This window comes from Paenibacillus sp. sptzw28, from assembly GCF_019550795.1.
GTDB lineage: Bacteria > Bacillota > Bacilli > Paenibacillales > Paenibacillaceae > Paenibacillus_Z.
Genome location: NZ_CP080545.1, coordinates 2,048,187 through 2,073,914, shown reverse-complemented (window position 1 = coordinate 2,073,914; position 25,728 = coordinate 2,048,187). Strand labels below are relative to the sequence as shown.

The following is a 25,728-nucleotide window of genomic DNA, read 5'->3' as shown; positions in this document are numbered from 1 at the left end:
TGAAACTTATCTCTCCAAGCGTTGTGATACTTCGGTCCCTATACTGCTATTGATTTAACTTATCGTTGTATATCTTCAATACCACTTCGGAAACCCCATTCGTCTTACTATCCCGCCTGTTACTATCCTGCAAGGGCAGCGATCTCGCCGGCAGAGAGAGCTTGGTTATAGATCCGGAAGTCATCCACTCGCCCGTCGAGATACGGATCGGAGGTATATTGGGAACGGCCGATCCTATTTTGAGTCGTAGCTCCCAGATCCGACGGTTTAATGGTCATCGACGTATTACTCCCCACTTGAAGACCGTCGACATAGAGGGTGCCGGTTGAACCGTTTAACGTGACGGCCACATGATGCCAGCCTCCCGTAGGCAGCGCCGACTGCCCGTCGATGATTTGTTCGCTCGAACCGTTCTTTTTGATCGCAAAGCGGATCTTTCCATTCGCTCCGTTTTTCGGCGTGAGGAACATATTGGTCGAAGTCCCGGAACCGAAATCAAAAATACGTGTCCAGTTGTTAACGCTATCCAGATTCACCCAAGCCGAGATTGTGATCGTGTCGGCCCCGGAGACACTACCTGCAGGAAGCGCAATATAGCCGTTCGTTCCGGCAAGCTCCGCTGCGCCTCCGAATTGACCTGCCGTCCAGGAAGCACCGCCATTGATCGTCGCGTTATTGCCGTATCCCGATGCGTCTGCGGCTTTAGTTCCGATTGTTTCGTCGAATTTATACCAGGATTTAAGGCTGGCGTCCGGCATACTGCCCGTTGTTGCCGAAGCAATAGCTGACACGGTTGATTCTCCTGCTGCATTTACTGCCGTTACCTTGTAATAGTAAGTTGTGTTCGCCTTCAGTCCCAGGCTGGCATACGATGTTCCTGTGATCAAATCGCTATTTGCCTTGGTATAGACGGCATTCTCCGCCAAAGAATCGGCGACGTATACATGATAACCCGTTGCTCCCGGTACAGCCGACCAGCTTAAGTTAATCGAACTCTGGCCTGCAGTTGCTGCCATTACCCCCGTTGGCGCTGCCGTTACAGTTTCTAATGTTTGTCCGTTCATCACACTGACAACTTCTGATGAACTTATCGCACGGGTATAGATTCTGAAATCGTCCACCCGTCCGTCGAGATACGGGTCGGGGAATTGGGAGCGTCCGATCCAATTCTGTGTCGTTGCTCCCAGATCGGACGGTTTAATGGTCATCGTGGTATTGATTCCCGCTTGGGCGCCGTCAACATATAGAGTTCCGGTGCCGCCATTTAATGTGACGGCCACATGATGCCAGCCTCCCGATGGCAGCGCCGATTGGCCTTCAATGATTTGCTCACTCGAATTATTGTTTTTGATCGCAAAGCGGATTTTTCCATTTGCTCCGTTTTTCGGCGAAAGGTACATATAGGTCGAAGTTCCCGAACCGAAATCAAAAATACGCGTCCAGTTGCTCACGGTATCCAGATTAACCCACGCCGCAACCGTGATCGTGTCGGCGCCGGAGACAATACCTTCAGGAAGCGCAATATAGTCGTTTGTCCCGTCAAGAGCTGCTGCGTTGCCTGTTTGTCCGGTTGTCCAAGCTGCGCCGCCATATACTGTCCCGGTATTGCCATCTCCAGATGCGTCTGCGGCTGAAGCTCCGCCGGATTCATCAAATTTATACCGGGCTTTTAAATTGGTGTCGACGATGACTTTTACGGTTGCATGATAAGCTTGCCCGTTGTATGTCGCAGTAATCGTAGCCGCACCCAGACTTATCCCGGTCACCAAGCCTGCAGAATCGACGGTTGCCACAGCCGGGTTGGATGAAGTAAAGCTTGCTTGACTTGTAAGAACCTGGCTGCTTCGGTCCGGATGAATGACCCTTAGTACGGATTGATGCGTATGATTAACATTAAGAACATAACTGCTTACATCGAAAGCCGGAACACCGGTTCCTCCTGTTGTTGCCGATACAACGCCCGATGTCGGTCCGCCGGACACTCCTACCTTGTAATAGTAGATGGTATTCGGTGTTAAGCCTGTATCGCTATAAGACGTTGTTGTAATTGGTGCGCTGGTAATCTGTGTATACGTTCCATTCTCTTTTGTTGATCTGTAAATGTTGTAACCGAGCGCTCCGGAAACAGCCGTCCAATTTAAGTTGATCGCATCCGAGCCGGCCATCGTTGCCGTCAGTCCTGTTATGCCGCCTAAGGTGATCTTCTTGCTTAAGCCATCCGCTAAAGCCGCATCAGGCGTGTACAACAAAGTCGCAAGCGGATAATCCTTTCCTGCAACTTCCGGCATTCTCGTTTCATAGGCATAGGCCAGGTATTTGAATTTTTCCTGGGTCATATCCTGCCCTTCAATATATTTATAATAGTTATATAAAACACTGTAGAACGCATCGATTCTGCCTCTGTCCCCCCATGTTTGGATCTTGTCAAAAATTTGACCGGAATAGCTTTGGTTTGCCACTGCAGGTGTCCATAGCACATCATAACCCAAATGATACCTCAGAGCATATGTTGTCCCTTTGAGCAGGCGGTCATCGAGGAAATTGAATGGATTCACCGCATTAGCTGCCGTAGACATTGTTCCGTCTACCGGGTCAACCTTCGTACCCTGGGCGTAGATGGTCTGTGCCAATGCAGACAGTCCGGCGATATTGGCGTAAGAATGTCCCACATCGCGGCCCATTTCCATTAACTGCACATGATAATCCGACGGGTCGAGCGGTTCTCCTGTCATTTCATTTTTCGTCATCCATCGCATTTGCTGCTTGATCGAACCGTTTCTTCCCCCATCATCGCCTAATGCATTCACTGTTGTTGCTTCTACGGCTTCCGCATAAAGCTCCAGGTCATTCGTAAAGATCGCTCGCGCCATGGTTCCCATAACCGTGAATTGGTGCTGATTCATGAAAAAATAATGCGCGTTATAAGTGACCGAGCAAAGTTCCATCATATTGATAAAATTCTGAGTATCGGTTTCATTCCATTTCAGACTCCCCGTCGGTGTATCGGAATAACGCAAAATTTCTGCTGCTGCTGCGAGCAAATAAGTCATCGTCGCGAAACGGAAGCTCGTATGCGTAACGACAGACTGGATGCCGGCATAAGCTCTGATAATATACATCGCATTCGAACGATACGTTTCATCACCGGTAATGTACCACATAATGGCTTGATAAAAAGCAGTTTCGGAGTCCGTATTCGCACGGGTTCCTACATAATCGCTGGGATTGGAGTAATAGATCCCATCGATGGTTGCAGCCCAGGGTCCGCGGATATTTACAAATACGTCTCTTCCTTCTTCATAGAATATACGCGGCGTTTTGCTGGATCTGCGATCGCCTGCAAACGCCCCGAACGCCGTATTCCACGGCTCGTCTCCTGCTCTTACATGATCGCGCATATTGTCCAGATCGGCCAGCGACATAGCAATGCCCGGATGATGGATCGTCGCCGATACCGTGTTTCCGTTAGCGTCCGTGTAAGAAGCATTTACATCGGCACTTACTGCCTGCGGTTTATAAGAAGTAATCAGCGGCGAAACAGCCGCATTTGCTGTTTCGATGCCTCCAAAACCTGTAAAAGTCATGGCTAACGTAAAACAAAGAATACTGGAAATAACCTTCTTGGTAAGCGCCCTGATTTGTGATAATTCCATATCATTTGCCTCCTTTTTTTTTGAACATTCATAGCCTGTGTTTCTGATAACCTCCCACATAGCTCTTAAAGCTTAATGAAGAGAGGCCCCTCACCTCAAAATCGAGATTGGGGCCTCTGGTCATGCTTTCGCCAGATGACACCCGAGAAATTCCGTTTGAGCTAGATTACGATCTGTGCCCAGCGGATCAGAATATCCGCTTGCTCTTGCGTGAAATATTTCCCGGTTTGGTCCGTTACCTGTTTGATATAGTCGGCCATCATGCTCCTGGCCGCGTCTATTTTACCTCTGGAGGCTGCAGCTTTGGCCTGATCGAGTTTTTGATGGTACGACTTAGCAACAGTTTCCCAACCCTTATAGCCGGTCGTTTGCATAAAGGTGTTCGTCACGGTCTTCAAGCTGTCAAATGTGACCGTCACCGTAAAGGTATGGGTTGCCGTCGTCTGATTGCCCGCCATGTCCTCCGCCGTGACCGCTGCCGTATTCTCACCGGCCGGCAGCGTATACGCCTTCGCTTGCACCAGCGGTGCCGCACACGGCGAACCGTATACGCTCGAGACAACATCGGTTGCGCTGCATGTAATGGTCACCATTTGGTCGATCGTATACGACGCCTCGCCCGTTATCTGAACTACGGGTGCGCTGCGGTCGATCTTGATCTCCAGCGTTTGAGCTTCTCCCGATTCGACGGAACGGCGGTACATAAACGGATGCGTTCCCTCTTGATCCAGGGTTACATTCGCACTATAGACAGCCCAGGTGACGCCCTTGTCCAGGCTGTATTCCGCAATTGCCGCCGGAGACAGTGTCACCGTGACCGGTGACGTATACCAGCCGTTCTTGCCGTTTGGAGCTGCAGGATCTGCGGACGCCGTTACATCCTTCCACTGCAGTCCTTTAAGTGCGGCAAGCAGCCCTGCGGATGCGGCATCGATCTCGGCCTGGTTTGCAGCTGCATTATTGTAGACCGATTGTGCATTCGATACTTCCGCTTGAAGCGCTTGTACGCTCTCCTCTGTGTAGAGCTCGGCATTGACCTTCGCTGCTTCTTCCAGCAGGATCGGAATTAACGTTTTGTCAATCCAGTTCGCCGTGTTATTCATGGTGGCCTTAATCTCGTCCGCGTTCAGGACGTAGTTGTAGACGCGGAATTCGTCGATCATCCCATTGAACAACGGATCGTTAAACTGGCTTTTGCCAATGTAATTGACGCCCGGCTTAAAATCGCTCGGCTTGATGGTCGTATTGGTATTCGTCGCCTTCAGCTCGCCGTTCACATACAGCTTCGCCGTATTCGCGCCGAGCGTCACCGCCACATGTACCCATTGATTCGCCGGAAGCTGCGCGGTTTGTGTGATCTGCTCGCCGCCGCCGTTCTTGACCGCGAAACGGAGCGTATTATTGCCCGATCTCGGCGTAAGGAACATAAACTGATTCGTATTGTTTCCGAAGTCGAAGATACGCTGCCACTGATTGCCGCCTTTCCAATGCACCCAGGTTGCCAGCGTGATCTCATTGTAACCGGCCAGAGCATGCGTCGAAGGCAGTTTGACGTAGTTGTCGGTGCCGTTCAGATTGATCGCTTGTCCGATCTTTCCTTCCGTGTAGACCGGGGCTCCGAATACGGATGCGGACGACCCGAACGAATTATTCGCATTTCCTTCAAACGCATAGAGCGAGAGAGGAACGGGAACAAGCGACTTTTCCGCTTGGTCAAGCTGAGCGGCAAGCTGCGCCTTGTCGGCACCCGGTTTCGCCATCTCCGCTTCGATACGTGCAACTTCCTTCAGATAAAGGTAGTAGCTGCCCTTCGTATAGCCTTCAGCCGAAAGGATACCCAGCTTCACCTTGAACGCCACCGTCTGGCTGACCGAATAATTGGCGTTGCTCACGGTGAAGGTTACCGAATGGCTGCCGTAATCGGCCTGGCCCGGCTTCCAGCTGAATACGCCGGTCGCCGCGTTGAACGCTGCCCCTGCGGGCAAATTCGCGGCGCTGTAAACCAGCTGCTCGCCAGTCGGATCGGATGCCGGAACCTGATAGCTGAAGTCATTCTTTGCCGTCAGCTCCACCGTAGTATCGGGACCAATAACCGGCTGTCCTTTGACTGTGATTTTGATTGTTTTCGAAGAAGACATTTCACCGGCCGTCGCAGTAAAGGTTACGGTATGCACGCCGCTCTGTTCTTTGCCCGGCGTCCAGACGAACGTTTGAGCGGCCGCATCAAAGGATGCTCCTTCGGGCAGACCGTTCACCCCATATACGACATCCGTAACCGCATTGACTGCTTGAACCTTGAATGTTAGCGTGTTTTCTGCAATGACAGTCTTGTCTGCAAGGGATTGAAGAACCGGCATGCCCGGAATATATTTCAGTCCTTTGAATGCAGCCAGCAGATTGCTATCCGCGATATCAATCTCTTCCTGAGTCGCATCCGGGTTATCGTGTACCGCAGCTGCCGCAGCAGCGTGCTGCACGACCGACTGCAAACTTTCTTCCGTATAGATGCCGGCTTCTTGCGCTGCCGCCGCTTCATCCAGCAAGTGCGCGAGCAGCGTCTTGTCAATGCCGATTTCAAGGAACTCGATTTCTTCAAAGTTTACGAAGCCGTTATGATCGTCATAAATGCGGATATATCGATATGGCGTCGTGTCCGAATTGAGGGCGGAGTACCACTTGTATTCCGTCGTCGTCGGAATCTTATACAGATCAACCCAAGTTGCGCCATCGTTAGAGCCTTTAAATACGGTGCCGTTGACACGGCTGACATGCGTTCTCCTTGGTAGATAGCGGAGGGTGTCGATCACCTTTTCATTACCTGCGCCGAAGTCGACGTCCACCCAGCTTACAGCCGACCTGGTGTGAGTAATCGTATCGGGATTACCGTCAAACATATACCACCCGTTTTGCTCCTCGGAGATATTGTCGTTATTCCAGCCTTTCTCCGAGGCTCTGACCATTGAAGGGTCCATCTTCACTTTCTCCAGCAGCGTTCTGACCGAAACGAGCAAGCTCCGGGCATCATGGATGGCGTCAATCAGCGCTTTCTCGTCTGCTTCAGGGCGCGCCATTTCAGCTTTGATACGGTCCAATTCTTTGTGAAACAGATAATAGCTCGCCTTCGTATAGTCGGAAGCCGGCAAGCTCTCCGCATCCTCCAGCACGATGTCAATCGAATCCGCAAAAGCGCTTGCAGTGGCCGAGAACGGTTGCGGAGAACCGTCGCCGTGAACAGCCATCACCTTATAATGTGCACTGCCAAACCGTAAGACGTCCTGGAATGACGTCGTTCTGGTACCCGTGAGAACCTTCTCCCATGGGGAGCCGTCTTCCAGCTCGGTCGTGCCTGCCTTGAATACCGGATCGGTCAAGCTCGCCTCTTCATCATAGGTGCGATATACGTTGAACCAGGAGGCTTGCTTCGGTTTGTTCCAGTGCAGCGTTACCTGATCCTTCACTCTGGAGGTGAAAGGAGTAACGATGCCTTGCGGCGTTTCCGTCACCGTGACTTCGCTGAATTGCGCCTGATCGCTTGCGGCGACTCCCGTATAGTACGCATAAGGCAGCAAGGTAGACATCTTCGTCACATACGTCCAATTCGTCCCATCCTTGGATACGAACGCATAAACGGTCTGCGAATCATGATCGCGCATCAGTTTGACGTACGGATACTCTGCTGCGGTGTAGCCTTTAATATTCGCATTTAGCGGACTTGCGACCGGAATCGAAAATTGAGCGAGCGAGACCCTCGTGCGGTTTTGCAGCACAAGGTCGCCGTTCTCGTTCGCACCGAAATAGATGTAGCGGGCTTTGTCCTTCGTGAGCCGGTCGCGCATCATAATGCCGCTCGCTTCTCCCGAAGCGCTGTCGATCTTCGCACTGACGGAGCTGCTGCCGGCAGCGACCCGGCTTACAAAATGCAGCGAATCGTTAATATCCCGCTTGTAAATATGGGAGTCGTCTCCTTGACCGAAGCCTGTCCCGTTGACAGCATCGATCGCTACGGAAGATCCGTCGATTACTGCGTTGCCTGCCGTGGTCCCGATCCGGTCGTCGCGCCACGCCTCATCGGTATTACCGGATATCGGCACCGACACATCCGTTTTCGCGCGCCAGGAATCCCAGCCCGCTCCGTTCTTGTTGACGGCCGCAACTTTATAGTAGTACACATTACCGTTTTGAACCGTTGTGTCTTTGTAGAAATTGCCGGTTACCCCTTCAGCGATAATCTCATAGGGTCCGTCTTCCGCTTCCGAACGTTTAATCGTGTAGGATTGCCCGCCTGAAGTCGTTTTCCAGGAGATGCCGACATAACCGTTCCCTGCAAGCGCATGGACAAAGTCAACATGGAACGGCTTCGGAGCGAGTTCGAAATCCGACGTCAATTTTAACACCATTGCCGTTTTTGGAGCAACGCTCACTTTGCCGCCAACGACCGCAATGTTCGTCCCCGAGACAAGATCGAGCACCTCGCTGCCCGAGAAGTCGGCCGGCAGCTCTACCTCGGATGTCGTCTCGTTGCCGTATACGTCACGGGTCGTGTTGAAAATCATGAAATACTTGCCGTACCTTGACGTTGACAATTCCGGATAATTGTTGTAAGGATTGTCAAATTCAAAGTTGTCGCGGTTAATCGTTCCTACGCCCGGCTGATAAGAAGCTGGCACAGCTTCGCCTACCAGCACCGGCGGCGCACCGGTCCAATTCAAATTTTGCGCCGATCCGGAATGATAATCCCAGTCGATCTGAGGTGCCCGCAAGTAGTAATCCTCATACCTGAATCGGTTATTCGTGGCGATCTGGACGACATGATCGTAATTGTCTTTGATCACATGAAGGCGTCCGTTGCTTGCCATGCCGCGATTGCGGAAATTCAACTCGCCGAACATTCTGAAATCGCCGTCTTTTACCGACACGTACATATTGTCGATATCCGTCCATGCAAACTGCTCATAGTCGTCCGGATTGACTCCGAGCGCGGCAATTTCTTCCGGTTTGTAGACGTCGAAATCCGTTTGCGGAAGAACAACCCCAGCCATCGCATTACCGCCGAATCGGCCGTAATCGGCCCGGCCTCCCGTGATGTAATGATAGGTTTCTTCAAGCAGAAAATTTACTCCGCTCATGCTTCCTCTATATCCGAAGTCTTTCACATGCAACAGCTGGCGATCCGCAAGCTGCTGCTGCACGAAACCGACCGCTTCTCCCGCATATTGCCAGTACTTGTCCCACTCCGGACCGCTGTATCTTTGCTCGTTCCCGGCCATCGCCATTTCCAGGGATGCGAACTGCAAGCTCATTCCTCTGCCGGTTCTCGCACCGTATGCCATGAAGCCGGTAAAGCTTTGATTTCGCTCATCGGTCACTTGTTCCGCTCTCATGATTCTTTTACCGTCGCCATCCAATGACTGATAACGGACAAATCCGCGGGCGTGGATGGATGTAAGCGCCGCTTTCAGGATTTCGTCGTTAACCTCTTCGTCGCCGGCGTGGCCGAGCGTTTTATAGAAATAAACCAAAAGATAGTTGGCGGCCTCGCCGTAGTTGGCTACATAACCGTTTTCCCTTGTAAGTCCAGCCTCGGTTAAGCCGGTATAATGCTTGCCGTAAGGCAGTCTTCTAACAACGTTGCCTTCCGCGTCCAGCTTGCTCCCCGCCAGCCCCTTACCGACAATGTGGACGAAATCGTCCGTGAACTGCGCCTGTCCGTCATGTTTGAACAGGGAATGATACAAATCCAGTTCTTCGCCGCCGGGACCAACCAGCACCTCTTCGCCCAGGAATGGCTTGACCCCCAAAGTTTCAAGCAGGATTCGGTGACTGCGCTCTTTGCCTTCAAAGAATGGCGAGCCGATGATGCGCAGCCCCTCGTGAGATTTCCACGCACCTTCGTACGTATAAATTACCTGGTTATAAATATAGGAAAGCCGCGCACGGGCAAAGTCGAAGTTCGCTTTCATCACCCGTTCCCACGCTTCACGGCGCGTCAGCTCGCCTCCGTCCCAATCCACTCCCCCAAGAGAATACTCCCCTTCGGTCGTTCCGGTTACGAACGGCTCATCTAGAAACTCATTAAACGCTGCTTCCCCATAAACGGAATCGTCTTTGATCAGATTTTCGACGATGTACAGCGCTTCGCCAAGCGCCATATAATAACCGCCCCAGTCGCCCTGATGTCCGCCGCGCAGCACTAGTCTCGTATTGCCGTAATAATCTTTCACATGGTTATCGATCGTCTTGAATATGCGCTGAAGCGCCGCTCTTTTCTCCTCCGGCGTCTGCGCCGGAGACCAATCGTACTTCAACACGTTGGCGTAAAATTTTAGCTCTTCAATATATTTGTGGATCGCCAACTTGCCGCCAGCGCTTCCATCCACTTTGGCCGATAAATTGTTAAACAGATTAACCTGCTCTTGCAGGTAGTCATTGATCAGAGCCTGTTTCTCCGCATCCGTCAGATCCGGCGCCAGCATGTTATCCGGATTCTGATCGGGCTTGAATTTATAGCCCTGCTTTTCCCCATCCGCATGAATATAGGCTTGTGTATGAGTATAGGCATTATAATAGCCCCTTGATTCAGTCGTCATACTGTTCCAGGGATGGGATTTAATCGTGATCTCGACCGTATCCTTCCCAACCGTTGATTCCAGCGGAAGCATGATCGTTTTGTAAAAAAAGCGGTTCGGAAGCACCCATCCTGTGTTAATGGGTTCATAATCCCCATTAGTGGTATATCCAATCTGCTCCCCGTTAATATGAATCATTTCGTTGGAGGTGGACGATTCTTCCCCCGAAAATTTCACGGTGAAATAGTTGCGGAGATACGGATCGACTTTCATTGTAAAAGTCAACTCCCCCCCGACCCCATCAGCTGCGCGAATATTCGACACACGGGCTGTTTCGCCCATGAAACCGGTAATCACGCTCGTAAAGGCGTCCTTGAAGTTGTGAGCGCTTTCAGAACCGTTATTGCCGAAATCAAGCTTGTCCAAATAACCGTTCGCGGATGGATCCTCCGCCGCTTGCACCGTCGCGCCCGGCACCGGTCCTATCACCTGTAGAATCAACGCGGCGATCAAGAGAATAATCAAGACCCTTCCGGCTTGTCGTTTCGTTTTCTTTACTCGTTTGAATACGTCACATATGTAACCTTTCATTCGACTTTTCTCCTCCTTTTTTTTGAGTGATTCTTCTTTCCCAATCTTGCTTCGTATACTCTTGTCTTGCCTCACCTCCCTTTCGGAGTACGCCATACCAATATTCCGCGGAAGTAAATTCTCCTTTTAATAGAATTCAATGTTATATGCATGCTCGCCAAATAACGAAATTACCCGCCAGAGTTACCGGTGAGCGCGGCCAGCTCGAGCCAATCCTCGAAAAAAGCCAACGCAAACGGATCAAGATGATGGTGTTGAATACCTGTAGCTATTGTCATTTTCACATTGTTTCCAGTTGATCTCCATCGTCAACACCATTCCTAATAGAAACCCCCATGCTTCTAATAAAAGTATGGGGGGTTGATTAATTGTACATCCTTCAAGATAAAACTTTCCGCTTACTTTCCTCCTGCATCAAGCTACGCTTGGACTTGCTTGATTACTTCTGCACGGACTTTTTCAAGTCCAATATCGCGCATTAGTCATGAGAATATCCGAAGCCGGATCGAATACCGGCTTAACCCGCATATCCTGGTTGATATACGAGAATCTGAGCCCAGCGGATCAGAATATCCGCTTGCTCTTGCGTGAAAAATTTCCCGGTTTGGTCCGTTACCTGTTTGATATAGTCGGCCATCATGCTCTTCGCTGCGTCCATTTTTCCTTGGCCGGCCGCAGCTTTCGCATGGTCCAGCTTTTGATTCAGCGATTTGGCCATGGAATCCGATGCTTTGGCATTCGTCTCCTGCAGGAATACGTTCGTCACGGTCTTCAAGCTGTCAAACGTGACCATCACCGTAAACGTGTGGTCGGCTGCCGTCTGATTGCCCGCCATATCCCCTGCCATAACCGATACCGTATTCTGGCCCGCAGACAGCGTATATGCCTTGGCTTGTATCAGCGGTGCCCCGCACGGAGCACCATATACGCTCGAAATAACATCGGTCGCGCTGCACGTAATGGCGACATCCTGGTCGATCGTGTACGATGCCGCACCTGTTATCTGAACGACCGGTGCAGTACGGTCGATCTTGATCTCCAGATTTTTGGCTTCTCCCGAATTGACGGAACGGCGGTACTGAACCTGATGCGTTCCGTCTGTGTCCAGAGTGACAGGCGCGCCGTATACTGCCCAGGTGACTCCGCCGTCCAGACTGTATTTTGCAATTTCCGCGGGAGACAGCGTCACCGTGACCGGGGACGTATACCAGCCGTTCTTACCGCTTGGTGCTGCAGGATCCAGTGAAGCAGTGATGTCTTTCCACTGCAGCCCTTCGAGCGCCGCAAGCAGACTTGCAGCCGTCGCATCGATCTCTTCTTGTGTCGCATCTGCATTGTTGTATACCGATTGAGCGTTCGATACTTCCGCCTGAAGCGCTTGTAAGCTCTCTTCTTTGTACAGCTCGGTATCAACAGCGCCGGCTTCTTCGAGCAAGACCGGGATTAAAGTTTTGTCAGTCCACTGTGTTGCCGTACTGTTCATGACAGCCTGGATTTCTTCCGCGCTCAAGGCATAGTTGTAAATTTGGAATTCGTCGATCATCCCATTGAACAACGGGTCAGAAAATTGGCTCTTGCCAATATAGTTTTTGCTCGGTTTAAAATCGCTCGGCTTGATCGTGAAGCCGCTTTTGGTCGCCTTCAGATCGCCGTTCACGTACAGCTTCGCCGTGCCGCCGCCGAGCGTCACCGCCACATGTGCCCATTGCCCCGTTGCAAGCTGCAACGTTTCCACGAATTGTTCGCCGCCGCCGTTCTTGATCGCGAAACGCAGCGTATTGCCGCCCGATCTCGGCGTAAGGAACATGTACTGATTGGTGTTGTTTCCGAAATCGAAAATCCGCTGCCATTGGCTGCTTCCATTCCAATACACCGAGGTTGTCAACGTGATCTCGTCGTAGGTGGATAGTGGATGCGCCGCGGGCAGTGCAACATAGCTGTCCGTACCGTTCAAGCTGATCGCCTGCCCGACGCTTCCTGCCGCGTAAGCAGCGTTTCCGGCAAGAGCAGCGGTTGTCGACCCGAATGAATTTTGTGCATTGCCTTCAAACGAATAAAGCGACAGAGGGACGCGAACAAGCAAGCCTTCGGCCTGGATCAGTTCAGCGACAAGCACATCATTATCGGCACCAGGCAAAGCGATCGCCGCTAGGATTCGCTCCGCTTCCTTATAGTACAGATAATAACTGCCCTTGGTATAATCATCAGGCGGCAGGATACCGAAATTGACCTTTAAATCAACCGTTTGGCTGATCTTATATAAGCCGTTGCTCACTATAAAGGTGACAATGTTGTCGCCGTAATTCGCATGAGTCGGGGTCCATGTGAACACGCCCGTGACCGGATCGAACGCCGCGCCCGAAGGCAGCTTGGCAGCGCTGTAAGTCAACGCCATCCCCGTAGGATCCGTTGCTTTCACCTGATACGTAAACGGTTGTCTAGAAGTAAGCTCCACAGTTCCACCCGGGGCGATGACCGGTTGACCTTTGACGGTAAGCTTAACGGTGCGGGAAGTTGCCCCTCCGTTTGCTTCAGCGGTTAAGATTACGTTGTAGAATCCCCCCTGCGTTTTGTTCGGCGTCCAGACGACGGTACTCTTATCCGCATCGAAAACCGCTCCTTGCGGCAGTCCGCTGACACTGAATACGGTGCCGGCAACGGAATTTAACAGATGAAGCTTTATGGCAAGCTGATTGCCCGCTATAAGGGTTTTGTCCATGACAGGAGCGATCGCCGGAACGCCCGGTTGGTAAACCAGACCATCGTAAGCAGCCCGCAAGTTGTCAGCTGCGTCGTCAACCTGAGCCTGGCTTGCGCCGGTATCGGAGGCTATAGCTTGCGCCGCAGGGATAGCCTCCTGCAAAGCTTGTACGCTGTCAGCCGTATAGATGCCGGCATTGCCTGCTGCAGCAGCTTGATCCAGCAAGAACGTGAGCAAGCTCTTGTCAGCCCCATATCCTGTCTGGTTATATACGGCCCCAATCTCGGCATCGCTCAAGACGCGATTGTATATGCGGAATTCGTCGATCATGCCGTTAAACAGCGGATCGGTGGCAAACTGGCTCTTGCCTATGTAGTTCGAGCCAGGCTGGAAATCGCTAGGCTTGATCGTGACACCGCTCGACGTTGCCTTCAGCGTGCCGTTCACATACAGCTTCGCCGTGCCGTTACCCAGCGTTATCGCCACATGCACCCATTGATTGGCCGGCAATTGCGCCGTTTCCACACCTTGCGCGCTGCCGCCGTTCTTGATCTCGAAACGCAGCTTGTTACTGCCCGATCTCGGCGAAAGTAACATGTATTGATTGCTATTGTTGCCAAAGTCGAAGATCCGCTGCCACTGGCTGCTTCCATTCCAATTCACCCAGGTTGCGAGGGTGATCTCGTTGTAAGCGGACAAAGGCTGCGTTGCCGGCAGCATCATGTAGCTATCCGTGCCGTTCAAGCTGATCGCTTGCCCGACCTTTCCTGCTGCGTAAGCTGCGGTTCCAAACACGGCTCCATCGGTGGACGAAGAAGAACCAAACGTATTCTTTGCGTTTCCTTCGAACGAATACAGCGACGTCGTGTACGGCACCAACAAATTACGGGCGTCATAAAGTTCGTTAATCAGCTCTTGCTCGGTATAATCGGAGTTGCCGACGGCGCTCTTCACATATTCCAATTCTTTCTGGAACAGGTAATAGCTTTGTTTCGTATAATCTTCGGCAGGCAGCTTCGCCGCTTCCGCCAGCGCTTCGGCAATCGTTCCCGGAATTTGGGTTACCATATCGTGGCGCTCTCCATGGATTCTGAATTCGGCCACTTCGAGCATTGGTATGTTTGAAATCGGGGTGGGCCCCGGCTCAATGATTTGTATTTTCAGGAAGCGGAATTGCTGATTTTTGAGATCGTCCTGCACCTCAAGTCTTTGCATATCTTCCGTATACGTTGTCAGGCCGGGGGTTAACCTTGTCCAATTCAATTTATCGTTGGATCCGAAGATGGCCGCACCGCCTATACGATCAGGAAAACTGACTCTTACCTGCAGCTCGAAGGCATTTGCCGAAATTTTATAATTCGGACCGAAATCCATGTAATGAGTCAAATTCTGAGCTACGCAAAAACATACAAAACTATCACTATTGTTATCCGAAAGGGTGGCGACTGCTGTTCCAAAGGTGGAACTTGCAAACATATCCAGGAAATTCATGCTTCCATCTTGTAATAATGGATTCAGTTCTTTCAGACTCTGAACCGCACTATTCAAATCAATCAATAGCTGATAGAAAGCATCATCGGATGCGCTTGAGATTTGATTCATTACATCTGCATACACGATTTTAAAGTAATCAAAAGTTGACAAAATATAACTTGTATTTGGATTATATGGACTAACTACTGCTGCTACTGCGGATTTCCGGTCATTCGTTACGACAATCTTAACGTCCTTCATTACAACCGTGGTTCCGTCCGACGCACTCACAACAAACGAATAGGTTCCAGCTTGCGTCGGCTTCCAGGTAAATGCGCCGGTGCTCTCATTCAAGACAGCGCCCTCAGGTTTATTATCGATCTGATAGGATACGACATCAGCTGCATTCGCGTCTACTGCCGAAAAATCGAATTTGACCGGTGCCTCAGAACCGACATAGACAAATAAATTTAATGGCGCGATTCCTGCATGGAACACCGGCGGCGTCAGCTGTGTTCCTGCGCTTACATTGATGTGGTCAATGTCGACCGTAGTGCCGGCTCCTTTTACTTTGAAATAAACAAGGTCCCCAAAAAACTGGAAATTATTCATCTTATAGGTCACATATCGCCACTGCCCCTTCGTGTCCGGCAGCGCCAATGTATCGTTAATTCCACCAATCACTTCCAGCTTGGCTGTCCCATTGGTCCGGATCTTGAACCCAATGGTTTTCTCACCGGTGCTCGAAGCCACAAGCGCAATTTTGCTTCCCTCTTCCGTTGCCGTCATCCTGACGAAAGAAGTATCTCCCTCTTGCATTGTCGTGGAATTATTGTCAAATTTGGTGTATCGATCTTCAATTTCCCGCAAATTTGAATCTGTTACAGGTTTCGGTAGAGTTTGCGTACCCTCGGCTTCGGCCTCTTTAGGGATATAAAGCCAATAATCCGCCCCTCCGTCCGGAGACTCCCAATAGAAATAATGTCTTTTGTTGAACATTTCGGTAAAGTACGGAGCCTCTACCTCCATGTTTACTCCTGCGGTGTATTTATAGTAATAGTAAAGGTCATATACGTTACCGCCAATTCTTCCCCGATATCCTTCTTTCAGTTGTTTGTAAATAACAGTCGGATTTCCATTGGCATCCGTATGCGCCGCGACAGGTATCCATGGCGTATCATAACCCAACATGAAACGGCCAAAAAAGTCGGCAGCCTTCAAGATGCGGTTATCCAGAAATTCGTAAGGTCCTACAGCATTCGGCGCTGTCGAAGCAGTTCCGTCTACCGGATCCACTTTGGTTCCCTGGGCAAGCAATAAACGCGCTAATATTTCCATGTTGGTTATGTCACCGGCACCATGAGCTTGATCCCGGCCCATTTCGACATGCTGAACGACCGGGGGATCCACTTTCTCTCCTGTCAAAGCATTTGTATCCACCAATCTGAACAAGGATTTAATGGCGCCGTTTTGACCCTGGTCTACAGCGGTCTTGTTGACGGTAAACCACTCGACTCCCTCATTATACCGGTCTCTGTTGCCGGTAAAGATATAACCCGACATGGCCCCCAGCAGCGGATAAAGATGCTGGTTCATGAATTTGTCATTAAAATGCATAAACGTTTCAATCATCGGGGTAATCAGGTTATTCGTAAAATCAGCAGTATCCTTATCCGTCCATTGCAGAGCATCGCTTTGTGTGCTGGAATACCGCAATATTTCTGCCGCAGTCACCATCCGGTTAAGAGGGATACCCATATGAATGTGAGAATCCGTGAAATACGTATATTGATTGGGGTCCATTTGCTCCCAAAGTCGGATAATTCTCATGGCATTGGCCCGGTAGACTTCGTCTCCGGTAATAATATACATAAGTGCCTGCGTATACGCGAGTAACCCATCCGTCACAAAAGCGCCTTTACTATTCACCGCAACAGTTCTCGGCTTGGTTGGATCCGCACCCTGAATGCTTGATCCGACGTTCTTCGCAGCGGCCCCAGATAATAGCATTCGATTAAAATATGAATTCCAAGGTTCTTTTTTCGCCCGTACCTGTGTCCTCACATTTTCAAGAAAATCCTTGGTAAGTCCGATGCCGGGATGTTTAAATCCGCTTGCATCGATGACCTCTTGAATCGTTGGTTGATAATCCGTCATCAACGATTGAGCCGTTGTTTCCGCTGCAGCTGCTCCCGCCGCTACAGGCAGGAACGTTGCCATTAAACAAATGGAAACAAATATAGACAACATACGCTTAAGACTATTTCCAAATCTAAGCCCTTTCTGAACCATTATGCATTCCTCCATTTAATTATAATATCAACGGGAAACTGAAATTCTTAAAGCTACTTTCTAAGGGTAAAAAAAAACCCCCTTCATGCAATTGAGAAAGAAGCCTGCGGCTTGTGCAGAGATATGCTTACCGCTTTACGCCTGCACTTCGCTTATAAAGTATTGTTTCCTGTTTAAACATGCAAATCAGAAAACTAATAGCGCTTTCACGCACTTTTACATTCCCCCTCCAAATAATGCAAAAAATCGGATCGACGATTCCATCCTGCAGGAACTGGCCGCGGAAATGCTAATCCTTCCTAGGTCCTGCCTTCCTGAATCAGCTTCTTTACAAGCTGTACGGCGGGAGTGAAGCGGTAATTGAAGCCGACCATGTGCTTCACGCCTGCTTCCCCAACCGCTTGCAGTATTTCTTTCGCAGAATGTTACGTTCCGAACCGTATTCTTGTCCCCGGCGTTAATGGCCATACAGCCCCATGATTGTCTCGTTATCCTTTAATAGAACCAAGCAGCACGCCTTTAATAAAAAACCTTTGCGCAAACGGGTACATAATAATCATCGGAATTGACGAGATGACCATCGCCGCCAGCTGAAGGGTTTGGGCCGTAACGATGCCATGGCCTTGCGCTCTGGAGTAAAGCTCTGCGACAGCAGGATTGTTGTTGCCAGCAATGTTTGCCATCTGATTCACCGCATCAGCCGACTGAAGCAGCTTTAAGATTAAATATTGCAGCGTCTGCAAGTGAGGCGATTGAGTAAAATACAGCGTCGCTCCGTAATCGTTCCATACGCCGACAGCCGTGAAAACCGAAAGTGCGGCCAATACCGGCTTCGATAACGGAACGACGATTCGGAAGAATATGGTGAACTCATTCGCTCCATCCATCTTGGCCGATTCAAACAACGCATCGGGAATCGCCTTGAAATTTGCATTGAAAATAATGACGTTCCAAAATCCGAGAAAAAGTCCGGGGAGGATGTAAACCCAGTAGGAATCATACAACCCGAGCCAATTCATCAGCATAAAGGAAGGAATCAGCCCGCCGCTAAAGTACATGCTCGTAAAGCCGATTACCGCATACACTACTTTCCCTTTTAAATAAGGACGGGAAAAGGCGTACGTAAACATCGCCGTATACATGATAGAGACAACCGTTACAATCACCGTCCGCGACCCGCTGATCCATGCAGCCTTAAGCATCCCCGGGTCCGCCATCACCGACTGCCAGCTCGCCCAAGTAAATTCCCTCGGCCATAGAAATATAGGTCCGCGCACAAGATCGTCGCCTGTGTTCAAAGAGTTCACGACCGAATACCAAAACGGATACAATGTCAGAAGCATCACAATGACCATGACGATCACAATCGATGCCGAAAAAATACGGTCTCCCCAGCTCCTGCCCCCGACCATAACGGACACCTCCTATAAGTAATTCGTATATGTCTAAAACAAACCTGATTTTGTCAGCTTCTTGGATAAATAGTTAGCTCCAAGCAACAGCAACAATGCAAACACCGCTTTCATCAACCCGATCGCCGTGGCGGAACCAAACTGGAACTGTCTAAGCCCCTGTTGATACACGAAAGTATCGATAACTTGACTCGTCGGCAAGTTCAATGGATTTTGGAAGACATAAATTTGTGTAAAGTTATTGTTTAGCATGCCGCTTACGGCGAAGATGATTAGAATCATCAAAGTAGGCAGAATGCCTGGCAGCGTGATATGCCACATCCGTTTGAACCGGCCCGCGCCGTCGATGGCGGCAGCTTCATATAAAGACTGGTCGATGCCGGCCATGGCAGCCAAATACAAAATAGCGCCCCAGCCGATTTCCTTCAATAAATTCGTCCCGATGGCGATACCCCAGAAATATTTGGGTTCGCCCAAAAACAGAATGGGCTCATCGATCAAGCCAAGCTTCAGAAGCAAATAATTGACCATTCCGCCATCCGGATTGAGCAGCGTAATAAACAATCCGCCAAAAATAACCCAGGACAGAAAATGCGGCATATACGTGATGGTCTGAATAAGCGATTTAAACTTAGCATTCCTGATCTCGTTTAACAGCAGTCCGAAAATCAGTGTTACCGGGATCCCGATCAGCGACCCCAAGAGATTGATTCCGAGCGTATTTTTCACCATAGGCCAAAACTCAAAGTGGTAGAAAACCCCCAGAAAGTTCTCGAAATTGTTCCATTGACTCGTAAAAATACCTTTGATTCCGGTGATGGGGTCGTAAGCCTTGAATGCCATCAACAGCCCGTACATCGGGACAAAGTCAAATATTGTAATCAGAATAACTGCAGGCCAAAGCATCGTCTTGAGCTCCAACTGTGTTCGAAGATCGTGTCCGAGCCTGAAGGATTTTCTGCTTTTTTTCGTTCTTTCTGATGGGATGTGTACTTCATCGACGCTCTTCGCCATCATTTCTCCCTCCCAAGGCAATGATAATGCCAAAGTGCAGCAGAGAAAGGCACATGCACTTCGGCACTATTCATCGTTCAAATCATGCGATTATGAATTTACGCCTTTCACCGTGACGCCCATTTCTTTCGACTTCTTCTGGAGTTCTACGTCCAGCGCCGCATCAAGTTTTTCAACACCCAATCCCTTCATCTTTGTGACAAACTCGTCGTAGAGTGCGTTGAACATTGCCTCATCCTTCGCGAGCACCATCTTGGCAACCTGAGCTTCATAAAATTGCTGGATTTGATTTCGGATCATCACATTCGCGCTTCCGGGTGCAAAGAAGTCCCCGGGCAAATCCAGTACGGAAGCATCATATCGAACGACTTCCTGTGATCTGCCGTAAGCGGTCTTCGCTTCCATCTCAATCAATCCGCCAGCGCCTTCCCTCTTTGTCGGAGCAGGCTGCACGTGTTCAAGGAATGCCATATTGGTGAATTGCCAGAATATATCCATTGCCGTTTTGGTGCTGTCCTTCAGAGCTTGAATTCCTTTATCCGTTCTTGTAATGAGACCTTTGTCGTCTTTCGTGTAATCAACGCCTTCGATACCGAAGTGACTAAGCGTCATCCCCTCGTCACTGGTCGCATAGCTAAGCCATTTCGCCAACTTTTCCGGTTCCTTCGTCGATTTGGAAATGTGCGTTTGCATCCAGCCGCGCCCCGGCTCGGACCAGAACATGAACACCGGCTTTGTGCCTTCACTCGATAAGATCACACCGGGCGACTTCCAGAAATCAAGCTGATCAAATTTGCCTTTGGGCGTCCCTCCGATGAACATGAACACACGTTTGGACAAGAGGTTCGCTTCGATCGCCGCATCATCCGTTGTCATCTGGCCGGGATCGAAGTACCCGCCTTGGGCCGCCTTAAACAGGAATTGAATGGCATGCTTGTTTTCCGGAGACATGTAGATATTTCTAAATTTACCGTCCTTGTCAATCGGCATCGCGCCAAAAGATCTATGCAGGAATTGGAGCGTTTCGCCATGGTAGTTTTTGCCGTGAATCTGAAGTGGAATGACAGGCTGGCCGTCAACCGTCAGATTCATGTCCTTTACCTTCTTAAGAGCCGCGAGCACGCCTTCCTCGGTTCTGAGATCGGAAAGTTCAATGCCGGCCTCTTTCAAAATATTCCCATTGACCAAAACGCCTTTATTTTCAGCATACTTCGCTACATCTGTATAGTAATCGCTTGACGGCGGATATACCTTTCTCGCGTCATCGCTGGTCATATGGCTTCCGATCGCGTACCAGCCGCCATAGTGTTTAATCATTTGCTGCTTGACATCTTCAGGAAAATCTTTGAGCAAATGGGATTCCGGATCGTATTTCGTAAGGAATTCTTCCAATTCCCAAACCTTGCCGGCTTCAACCAGCTTCTTTCCCATATCCGGGCCTAACGTCGTAATGACATCCGGGAAAGCGTCCGACGATGAAACCATCATCAGATTCAATTTCGTATCAGCATCCTGTGCCGGAATGTTGAAAGTAAAGGTGAGCCCCGTCTTTTTCGTCTGTTCCCCCATAATGGTGCCAGACTCCGTGGTCCATTGCGGCGGGTTCCAGCCTCCTGCTGTAGCGAACCAAGTAAGATCTACCGGCGCCGCAGGCGTCTCGGTCTTCGCCGTTTCGGTTTTCGACGTCTCCGTCGGTTCGGTAGTGCTTCCCCTTCCCGAATTGTTGGCGCTGCATCCTGATAGCGCGACGGCCCCGGCCAACATCAAAGTTGTAAACAGTTTCAACTTCATATTCGCAATCCCCCTGTATAGATTAGTTGTTGCTTCTTTAGCATAACGGCATACGTACCTGCATCCTATGTTTCCACTTTACTCTTTTTGTGCTTTTCAATAGTTTTCGATAAGACTACAATTTACGAAATTTACCCGGTGTGATTCCGAAATACTTTTTGAAAATTTTGTTGAAATGAAAATAATCCCGATACCCCACCCGATCTACGATCACTTGAATGGACAACGAAGTATCCTGCAGTAATTCCTTAGCCAGATTCAGCCTTTTGTTCATCACATACTCCATATACGTTTTTCCCGTTTCCTTCTTTATGAGAGCGCTCACATATCCGACGGTAATATTGAACTTCTTTGCCACATCAACGAGCATTATATCTTCCGTAAAGCTGGAGTCGATGTATTCGATGATTTTCCTTACCATTTCATTGGAAATGTGCAGCTCTTCTCCGGTTTGCTGCCGGAAAATGGCCTTCAGCTTTTCGAACAACTCCTCGACCGAGCGGTACTGGCGAAAGATTTGATCGTAGTTCAAATATTCGATTTCATAATTTGCGTCGGTACTGCTGTAATATTTGTAAAAGAGCAACACGATTTGATTGTACAGCGCGCATAATTGGTCGATCTGCATGGACCGCTCCTTGCATTCGGCGCTTAGCTCATCCAGAAGCCTGTTCGCTTGCTCCGGCTTTTGCTCCTTTACGGCCACTTCGATTTGCAGGATCGTTCCCATCAAGACAGAGGCATGGTCAGCTTGTTTGTATTCGAGGATTCGGCTTTCAGGCCGGGTGAAAAAACTGCAAAGGGCAATATCCGATTCCTGATAGAGCTTGGCGACGGGCGTAGAATAGACGCCGATTCCGCTGATCCCGATACACCGGGCGTCGGACAAATGATCTGAAATAAAATCAAGTAAACCGGTCGGATACTTCAATTCGTCATAATTGATCAGGAAGGAGACTTTATTCTGTCCCGTACGAAACCGCAAATAACGGATCCCGGAGATCGCCGGCTGCGTGTCGCCCGCATCGGGAAACGATGAATGCTGGTACAAACAGCTAATGAACCGGAAGTGCGGATATTCGCAGTCAATTCCCCGGCTCGACAAGAAGTTCTGCAGCTTCATATTCTCATCGGACTCGAATATTTCGAAAAGATCGTCCAGCAGAAGTTCCAGTCCTTTTTGCACTTTTTGCTTCTCCTCGAGCGTCGCTTTCAACCGTTCCAACGCGTCGGTCAGCTTGTCCTTATCGACCTGCTTGAGCAAGTAATCGAAGGCTCCGAACCGCAGCGCTTTCTGGGCATATTCAAACTCCGAATATCCGCTGATCATAATCACGTTGCTCCGCAGATCGTGGAGCCGGATTTGCTCCAGAAGCTCAATCCCGTTCAAACCAGGCATACGGATATCCGAAATGACGACATCCGGCTTCTTCTCCAGAATGATCTCCAGAGCCGACAGTCCGTTGTGCGCCTCCCCGATAACAATAAAGCCGAGCCTTTCCCACTCGATCATTTCTCTTATCCTGTACACAACCCAGGGTTCATCGTCTGCGATCAATACCGTAAACATGTTATTCAGCCTCCAATGGTTCCGCATGGTCTTGTAAGGGGAAAGTCATTATAACGGTAGTTCCGGTACCGAGTTTGCTATAGATGGACATTTCGGCCTTGTCTCCGTATAATAGCTTGATTCTCCGATAAATATTAGGCAAGCCGATACCTTTCGCTGTTTCCCTCGCGATCCATCCTTGGCTTTCAAACTGCCTAAGCCGGGCGACCAGCCCTTTCAATTGGGTTTCTTCCATCCCGTATCCGTTATCCTGTACGATGTATTGAACCTGCTTCTGCTCCGTCATCTTCACTTCCACTCGAACGACGCCGCTGTCGATCTTCATCTCCAATCCGTGAAACACGGCATTTTCCACCATCGGCTGAAGAAGCATTTTTATCGTTTTCAGCTTCAACAATCGTTCATCCGCGTCGACGACGACCTGAATTTTCCCCATGAAGCGGTACCCGATGATTTTCGCATATTCCTGGATGTGTGATATTTCATCCTGAATCGTGCTGAAATCGCCTCCTTTGACCGAATACCTGAACATATTGGATAAGGAGGCGGAGATATCGCCTATATCCTGAGCCTTGTAAAAGATGGCCATAGCGCTTATACATTCCAACGTATTGTACAAGAAATGCGGGTTAATCTGATTGCGGAAGGCCGAAATTTCCATCTGATTTTTTGTAATTTCGATTTCGTACTTTTGCTTGCTTAAGCTGTCGATCTCGTCCAGCATTTTATTCAGGTTGGCAGCGAGTACGCCAATTTCGTTATGATAGACCAGTGGAAAGCGGCTTTCTCCCCCCGTCTTCGGATAGGACTTCATAAAATCCATCAGCGCTTTTATCGGTCGTAAGATACGTGTGAAAAAAATGATCAGGAAGAGACCGAGCAAACAAAACATGACCGCATATGTCGTTATGTTCAGCCTTTGTACGATATTCAATTCCTGCAGCAGCTCGTTCTTCGGTATGACGCTGATCAGCTCCCACCCGGTCCGGGACAGCGTACTCGTCTGCATGATATATCGGTTGTCGTTCTCCAACTCCTCAAATTGAAACGTATCGATGCTGGGCGTATTTCCTTCGCTGGCCATAATCTCTTTGTTTTGATCAAGGAGGAATAGCCGGGAATTGGGTGTCATTTTTGCGCCCTTCAATATATTGTGGAAATTGCGGACATCCATAAAAAACACGCTATATCCCATGTATTCTTTGACCGGTGTGCTTTCCAAATTATAAATCGGAATGGAGATGGAATAGTTTGGCATTATCCCACCCGTATTCGAATCCGTCAATAAACCGGAATATTCGATCTTTGGAGGCGGCAATTGGACCGTCTCGCCGATCCCGATGCCTGAATCGGAAATCATCTTTCCTTCCGGGTTGTAAAGCTGGATGCCCCGGATATTCGCTTTCAATGCAGTGGTATTGGAGAAGACCGATACGATCTCATCGCTCATGAGAATCCTGGACAAATAGTCCTCCGAGTTCAAGTAGGCTTGCACCGTCGGACTATACAGCATTGAATCCGAGATTCTCTCCATGTCCGCATAAAAGCTTTCCATATTTTCTTCAACCTGATTCAATAATTTTGCAGCAGAGTCCGTTACCTTGCTCTCGACAATACGTTTGGCAACCATGTTCGAGATGACAAATGAGATCAGGAGGATGATCAACATCATTAAAATCAAATAAAGGATTTGCCTGGTAAGGCTGAGGTTACGAAAGTGTCCCATCAAGCTTATCAATTCCTCTCAACCTGATAATAAGCTATCCGAAGATTCGACACCCGGGCTATTTCGCCCATGAAACCGGTGATCACGCTCGTAAAGGCGCCTTTGAAGTTGTAAACGTTTTCAGAATTGCCGAAATCAAGCTTGTCCAAATAATCGTCAGCAGGTTCAGGCTGCGTATCTTCATTAGCCGCGAATAGACGATCGTTCGCCACGGGGACGAACAATTGCAACAGCATTACTGTCGTCAGACAGACGGCCAGGGCGCGCACCGTCCAGGTTGTTTTCTTTATAAATAAATACATAATGACGATCCTCCTTAATTATTAAGCTGCTCATTCATGATTTTTCTCCTCCATACTTCATAAGATTCCTAGTCACATGCCGGGTTCCTGTGCAAGGAATCCGGCAACATGGCGGCAGTTTTCGGCTCCGTCCAGTTTAAGTCTTTAATTCCATTAATCGCGCGGGTGGTGCCCTCTTCAGTGGCCAAATAGTAAATCGTTCTTTACCCCAATAATAACAGCATAGTTAAACAATATAATATAAAATTATTGTGCACTTATGCTCTTATTTGCTATTCTCAATTTATAGTGCCGGGGAGGGGACGGAGCTTCCCCACCATCTGCACGACTGGCACACTTCTCCAGGGTGTTCAAACAACTGACCGGTATGGACGTTACGGAATATGTCGTGTTCAAGCGAGTCATACTGGCGAAAGAACTGCTTGTACGATCGGATGACAGCATCAAAACCATATGTGAAAAATGCGGGATGGAGAGCGAATCGTACTATATAGCTGCGACGCAAGAAGGAGCAGAGGTATCTTCTGCTCCTTCTTAGCGCATCCTTATAAAATTCCGGGCCTCCATTCGCCACCATAATCATCCGCCCTCGGGCCTGAACTTGCTTCCCGACAAAATTCCCATGGCTCCGCTTAAC

At 49.5% G+C, this 25,728-nt stretch carries 10 protein-coding genes and 1 pseudogene; 1 reads left to right on the top strand and 10 read right to left on the bottom strand.

Going from position 1 to position 25,728, the window contains the following annotated elements; translation table 11 throughout:
- Positions 1–122: 122 nt before the first annotated feature.
- The 10 genes and pseudogenes from KZ483_RS09170 to KZ483_RS09130 all read right to left on the bottom strand — a co-directional run bounded on the left by KZ483_RS09170 (position 123) and on the right by KZ483_RS09130 (position 25,091).
- On the bottom strand, positions 123–3,653 hold the full coding sequence (locus tag KZ483_RS09170; RefSeq protein WP_220352337.1) for a LamG-like jellyroll fold domain-containing protein: 3,531 nt from the start codon (positions 3,651–3,653) through the stop codon (positions 123–125).
- A gap of 161 nt (positions 3,654–3,814) precedes the next feature.
- The gene (locus tag KZ483_RS09165) at positions 3,815–10,810 is read right to left on the bottom strand and encodes a LamG-like jellyroll fold domain-containing protein (protein WP_220352336.1); all 6,996 of its coding nucleotides are present in this window, start codon (positions 10,808–10,810) and stop codon (positions 3,815–3,817) included.
- Between the two features lie 517 nt (positions 10,811–11,327).
- Positions 11,328–17,276: a LamG-like jellyroll fold domain-containing protein gene (locus tag KZ483_RS09160; protein WP_220352335.1), complete on the bottom strand. Its 5,949-nt coding sequence runs from the start codon at positions 17,274–17,276 to the stop codon at positions 11,328–11,330.
- A gap of 226 nt (positions 17,277–17,502) precedes the next feature.
- Positions 17,503–17,695 (bottom strand): annotated as a pseudogene (locus KZ483_RS28420) (gfo/Idh/MocA family oxidoreductase); the annotation flags it as partial.
- Between the two features lie 69 nt (positions 17,696–17,764).
- Positions 17,765–18,688: a carbohydrate ABC transporter permease gene (locus KZ483_RS09155; protein WP_220352334.1), complete on the bottom strand. Its 924-nt coding sequence runs from the start codon at positions 18,686–18,688 to the stop codon at positions 17,765–17,767.
- Between the two features lie 33 nt (positions 18,689–18,721).
- Positions 18,722–19,705: an ABC transporter permease gene (locus tag KZ483_RS09150; RefSeq protein WP_258881610.1), complete on the bottom strand. Its 984-nt coding sequence runs from the start codon at positions 19,703–19,705 to the stop codon at positions 18,722–18,724.
- Positions 19,706–19,792: 87 nt separating this feature from the next.
- Positions 19,793–21,493, bottom strand: a complete 1,701-nt coding sequence (locus tag KZ483_RS09145) for an extracellular solute-binding protein (protein ID WP_220352333.1) — start codon at positions 21,491–21,493, stop codon at positions 19,793–19,795.
- Between the two features lie 115 nt (positions 21,494–21,608).
- The gene (locus tag KZ483_RS09140; RefSeq protein WP_220352332.1) at positions 21,609–23,063 is read right to left on the bottom strand and encodes a response regulator transcription factor; all 1,455 of its coding nucleotides are present in this window, start codon (positions 23,061–23,063) and stop codon (positions 21,609–21,611) included.
- A gap of 1 nt (position 23,064) precedes the next feature.
- Positions 23,065–24,735 (bottom strand): cache domain-containing sensor histidine kinase, encoded by a 1,671-nt coding sequence (locus KZ483_RS09135; protein WP_220352331.1) that lies wholly within the window; start codon positions 24,733–24,735, stop codon positions 23,065–23,067.
- A 62-nt stretch (positions 24,736–24,797) separates the two neighbouring features.
- Complete coding sequence (locus KZ483_RS09130) at positions 24,798–25,091, bottom strand: hypothetical protein (RefSeq protein WP_220352330.1); 294 nt, start codon at positions 25,089–25,091, stop codon at positions 24,798–24,800.
- A 328-nt stretch (positions 25,092–25,419) separates the two neighbouring features.
- Between KZ483_RS09130 and KZ483_RS09125 the strand changes: the two genes are divergently transcribed.
- Positions 25,420–25,629, top strand: a complete 210-nt coding sequence (locus tag KZ483_RS09125; protein WP_397376194.1) for a helix-turn-helix domain-containing protein — start codon at positions 25,420–25,422, stop codon at positions 25,627–25,629.
- The last annotated feature ends 99 nt before the right edge of the window (positions 25,630–25,728 follow it).

Excerpts from the sequence above, each read along its gene's own strand:
- KZ483_RS09150 (WP_258881610.1), bottom strand. The coding sequence starts at position 19,705 with ATGATGGCGAAGAGCGTCGATGAAGTACACATCCCATCAGAAAGAACG.
- KZ483_RS09145 (WP_220352333.1), bottom strand. The coding sequence starts at position 21,493 with ATGAAGTTGAAACTGTTTACAACTTTGATGTTGGCCGGGGCCGTCGCG.
- KZ483_RS09130 (WP_220352330.1), bottom strand. The coding sequence starts at position 25,091 with ATGTATTTATTTATAAAGAAAACAACCTGGACGGTGCGCGCCCTGGCC.
- KZ483_RS09135 (WP_220352331.1), bottom strand. The coding sequence starts at position 24,735 with ATGATGTTGATCATCCTCCTGATCTCATTTGTCATCTCGAACATGGTT.
- KZ483_RS09170 (WP_220352337.1), bottom strand. The coding sequence starts at position 3,653 with ATGGAATTATCACAAATCAGGGCGCTTACCAAGAAGGTTATTTCCAGT.
- KZ483_RS09160 (WP_220352335.1), bottom strand. The coding sequence starts at position 17,276 with ATGGTTCAGAAAGGGCTTAGATTTGGAAATAGTCTTAAGCGTATGTTG.
- KZ483_RS09140 (WP_220352332.1), bottom strand. The coding sequence starts at position 23,063 with ATGTTTACGGTATTGATCGCAGACGATGAACCCTGGGTTGTGTACAGG.
- KZ483_RS09155 (WP_220352334.1), bottom strand. The coding sequence starts at position 18,688 with ATGGTCGGGGGCAGGAGCTGGGGAGACCGTATTTTTTCGGCATCGATT.
- KZ483_RS09165 (WP_220352336.1), bottom strand. The coding sequence starts at position 10,810 with ATGAAAGGTTACATATGTGACGTATTCAAACGAGTAAAGAAAACGAAA.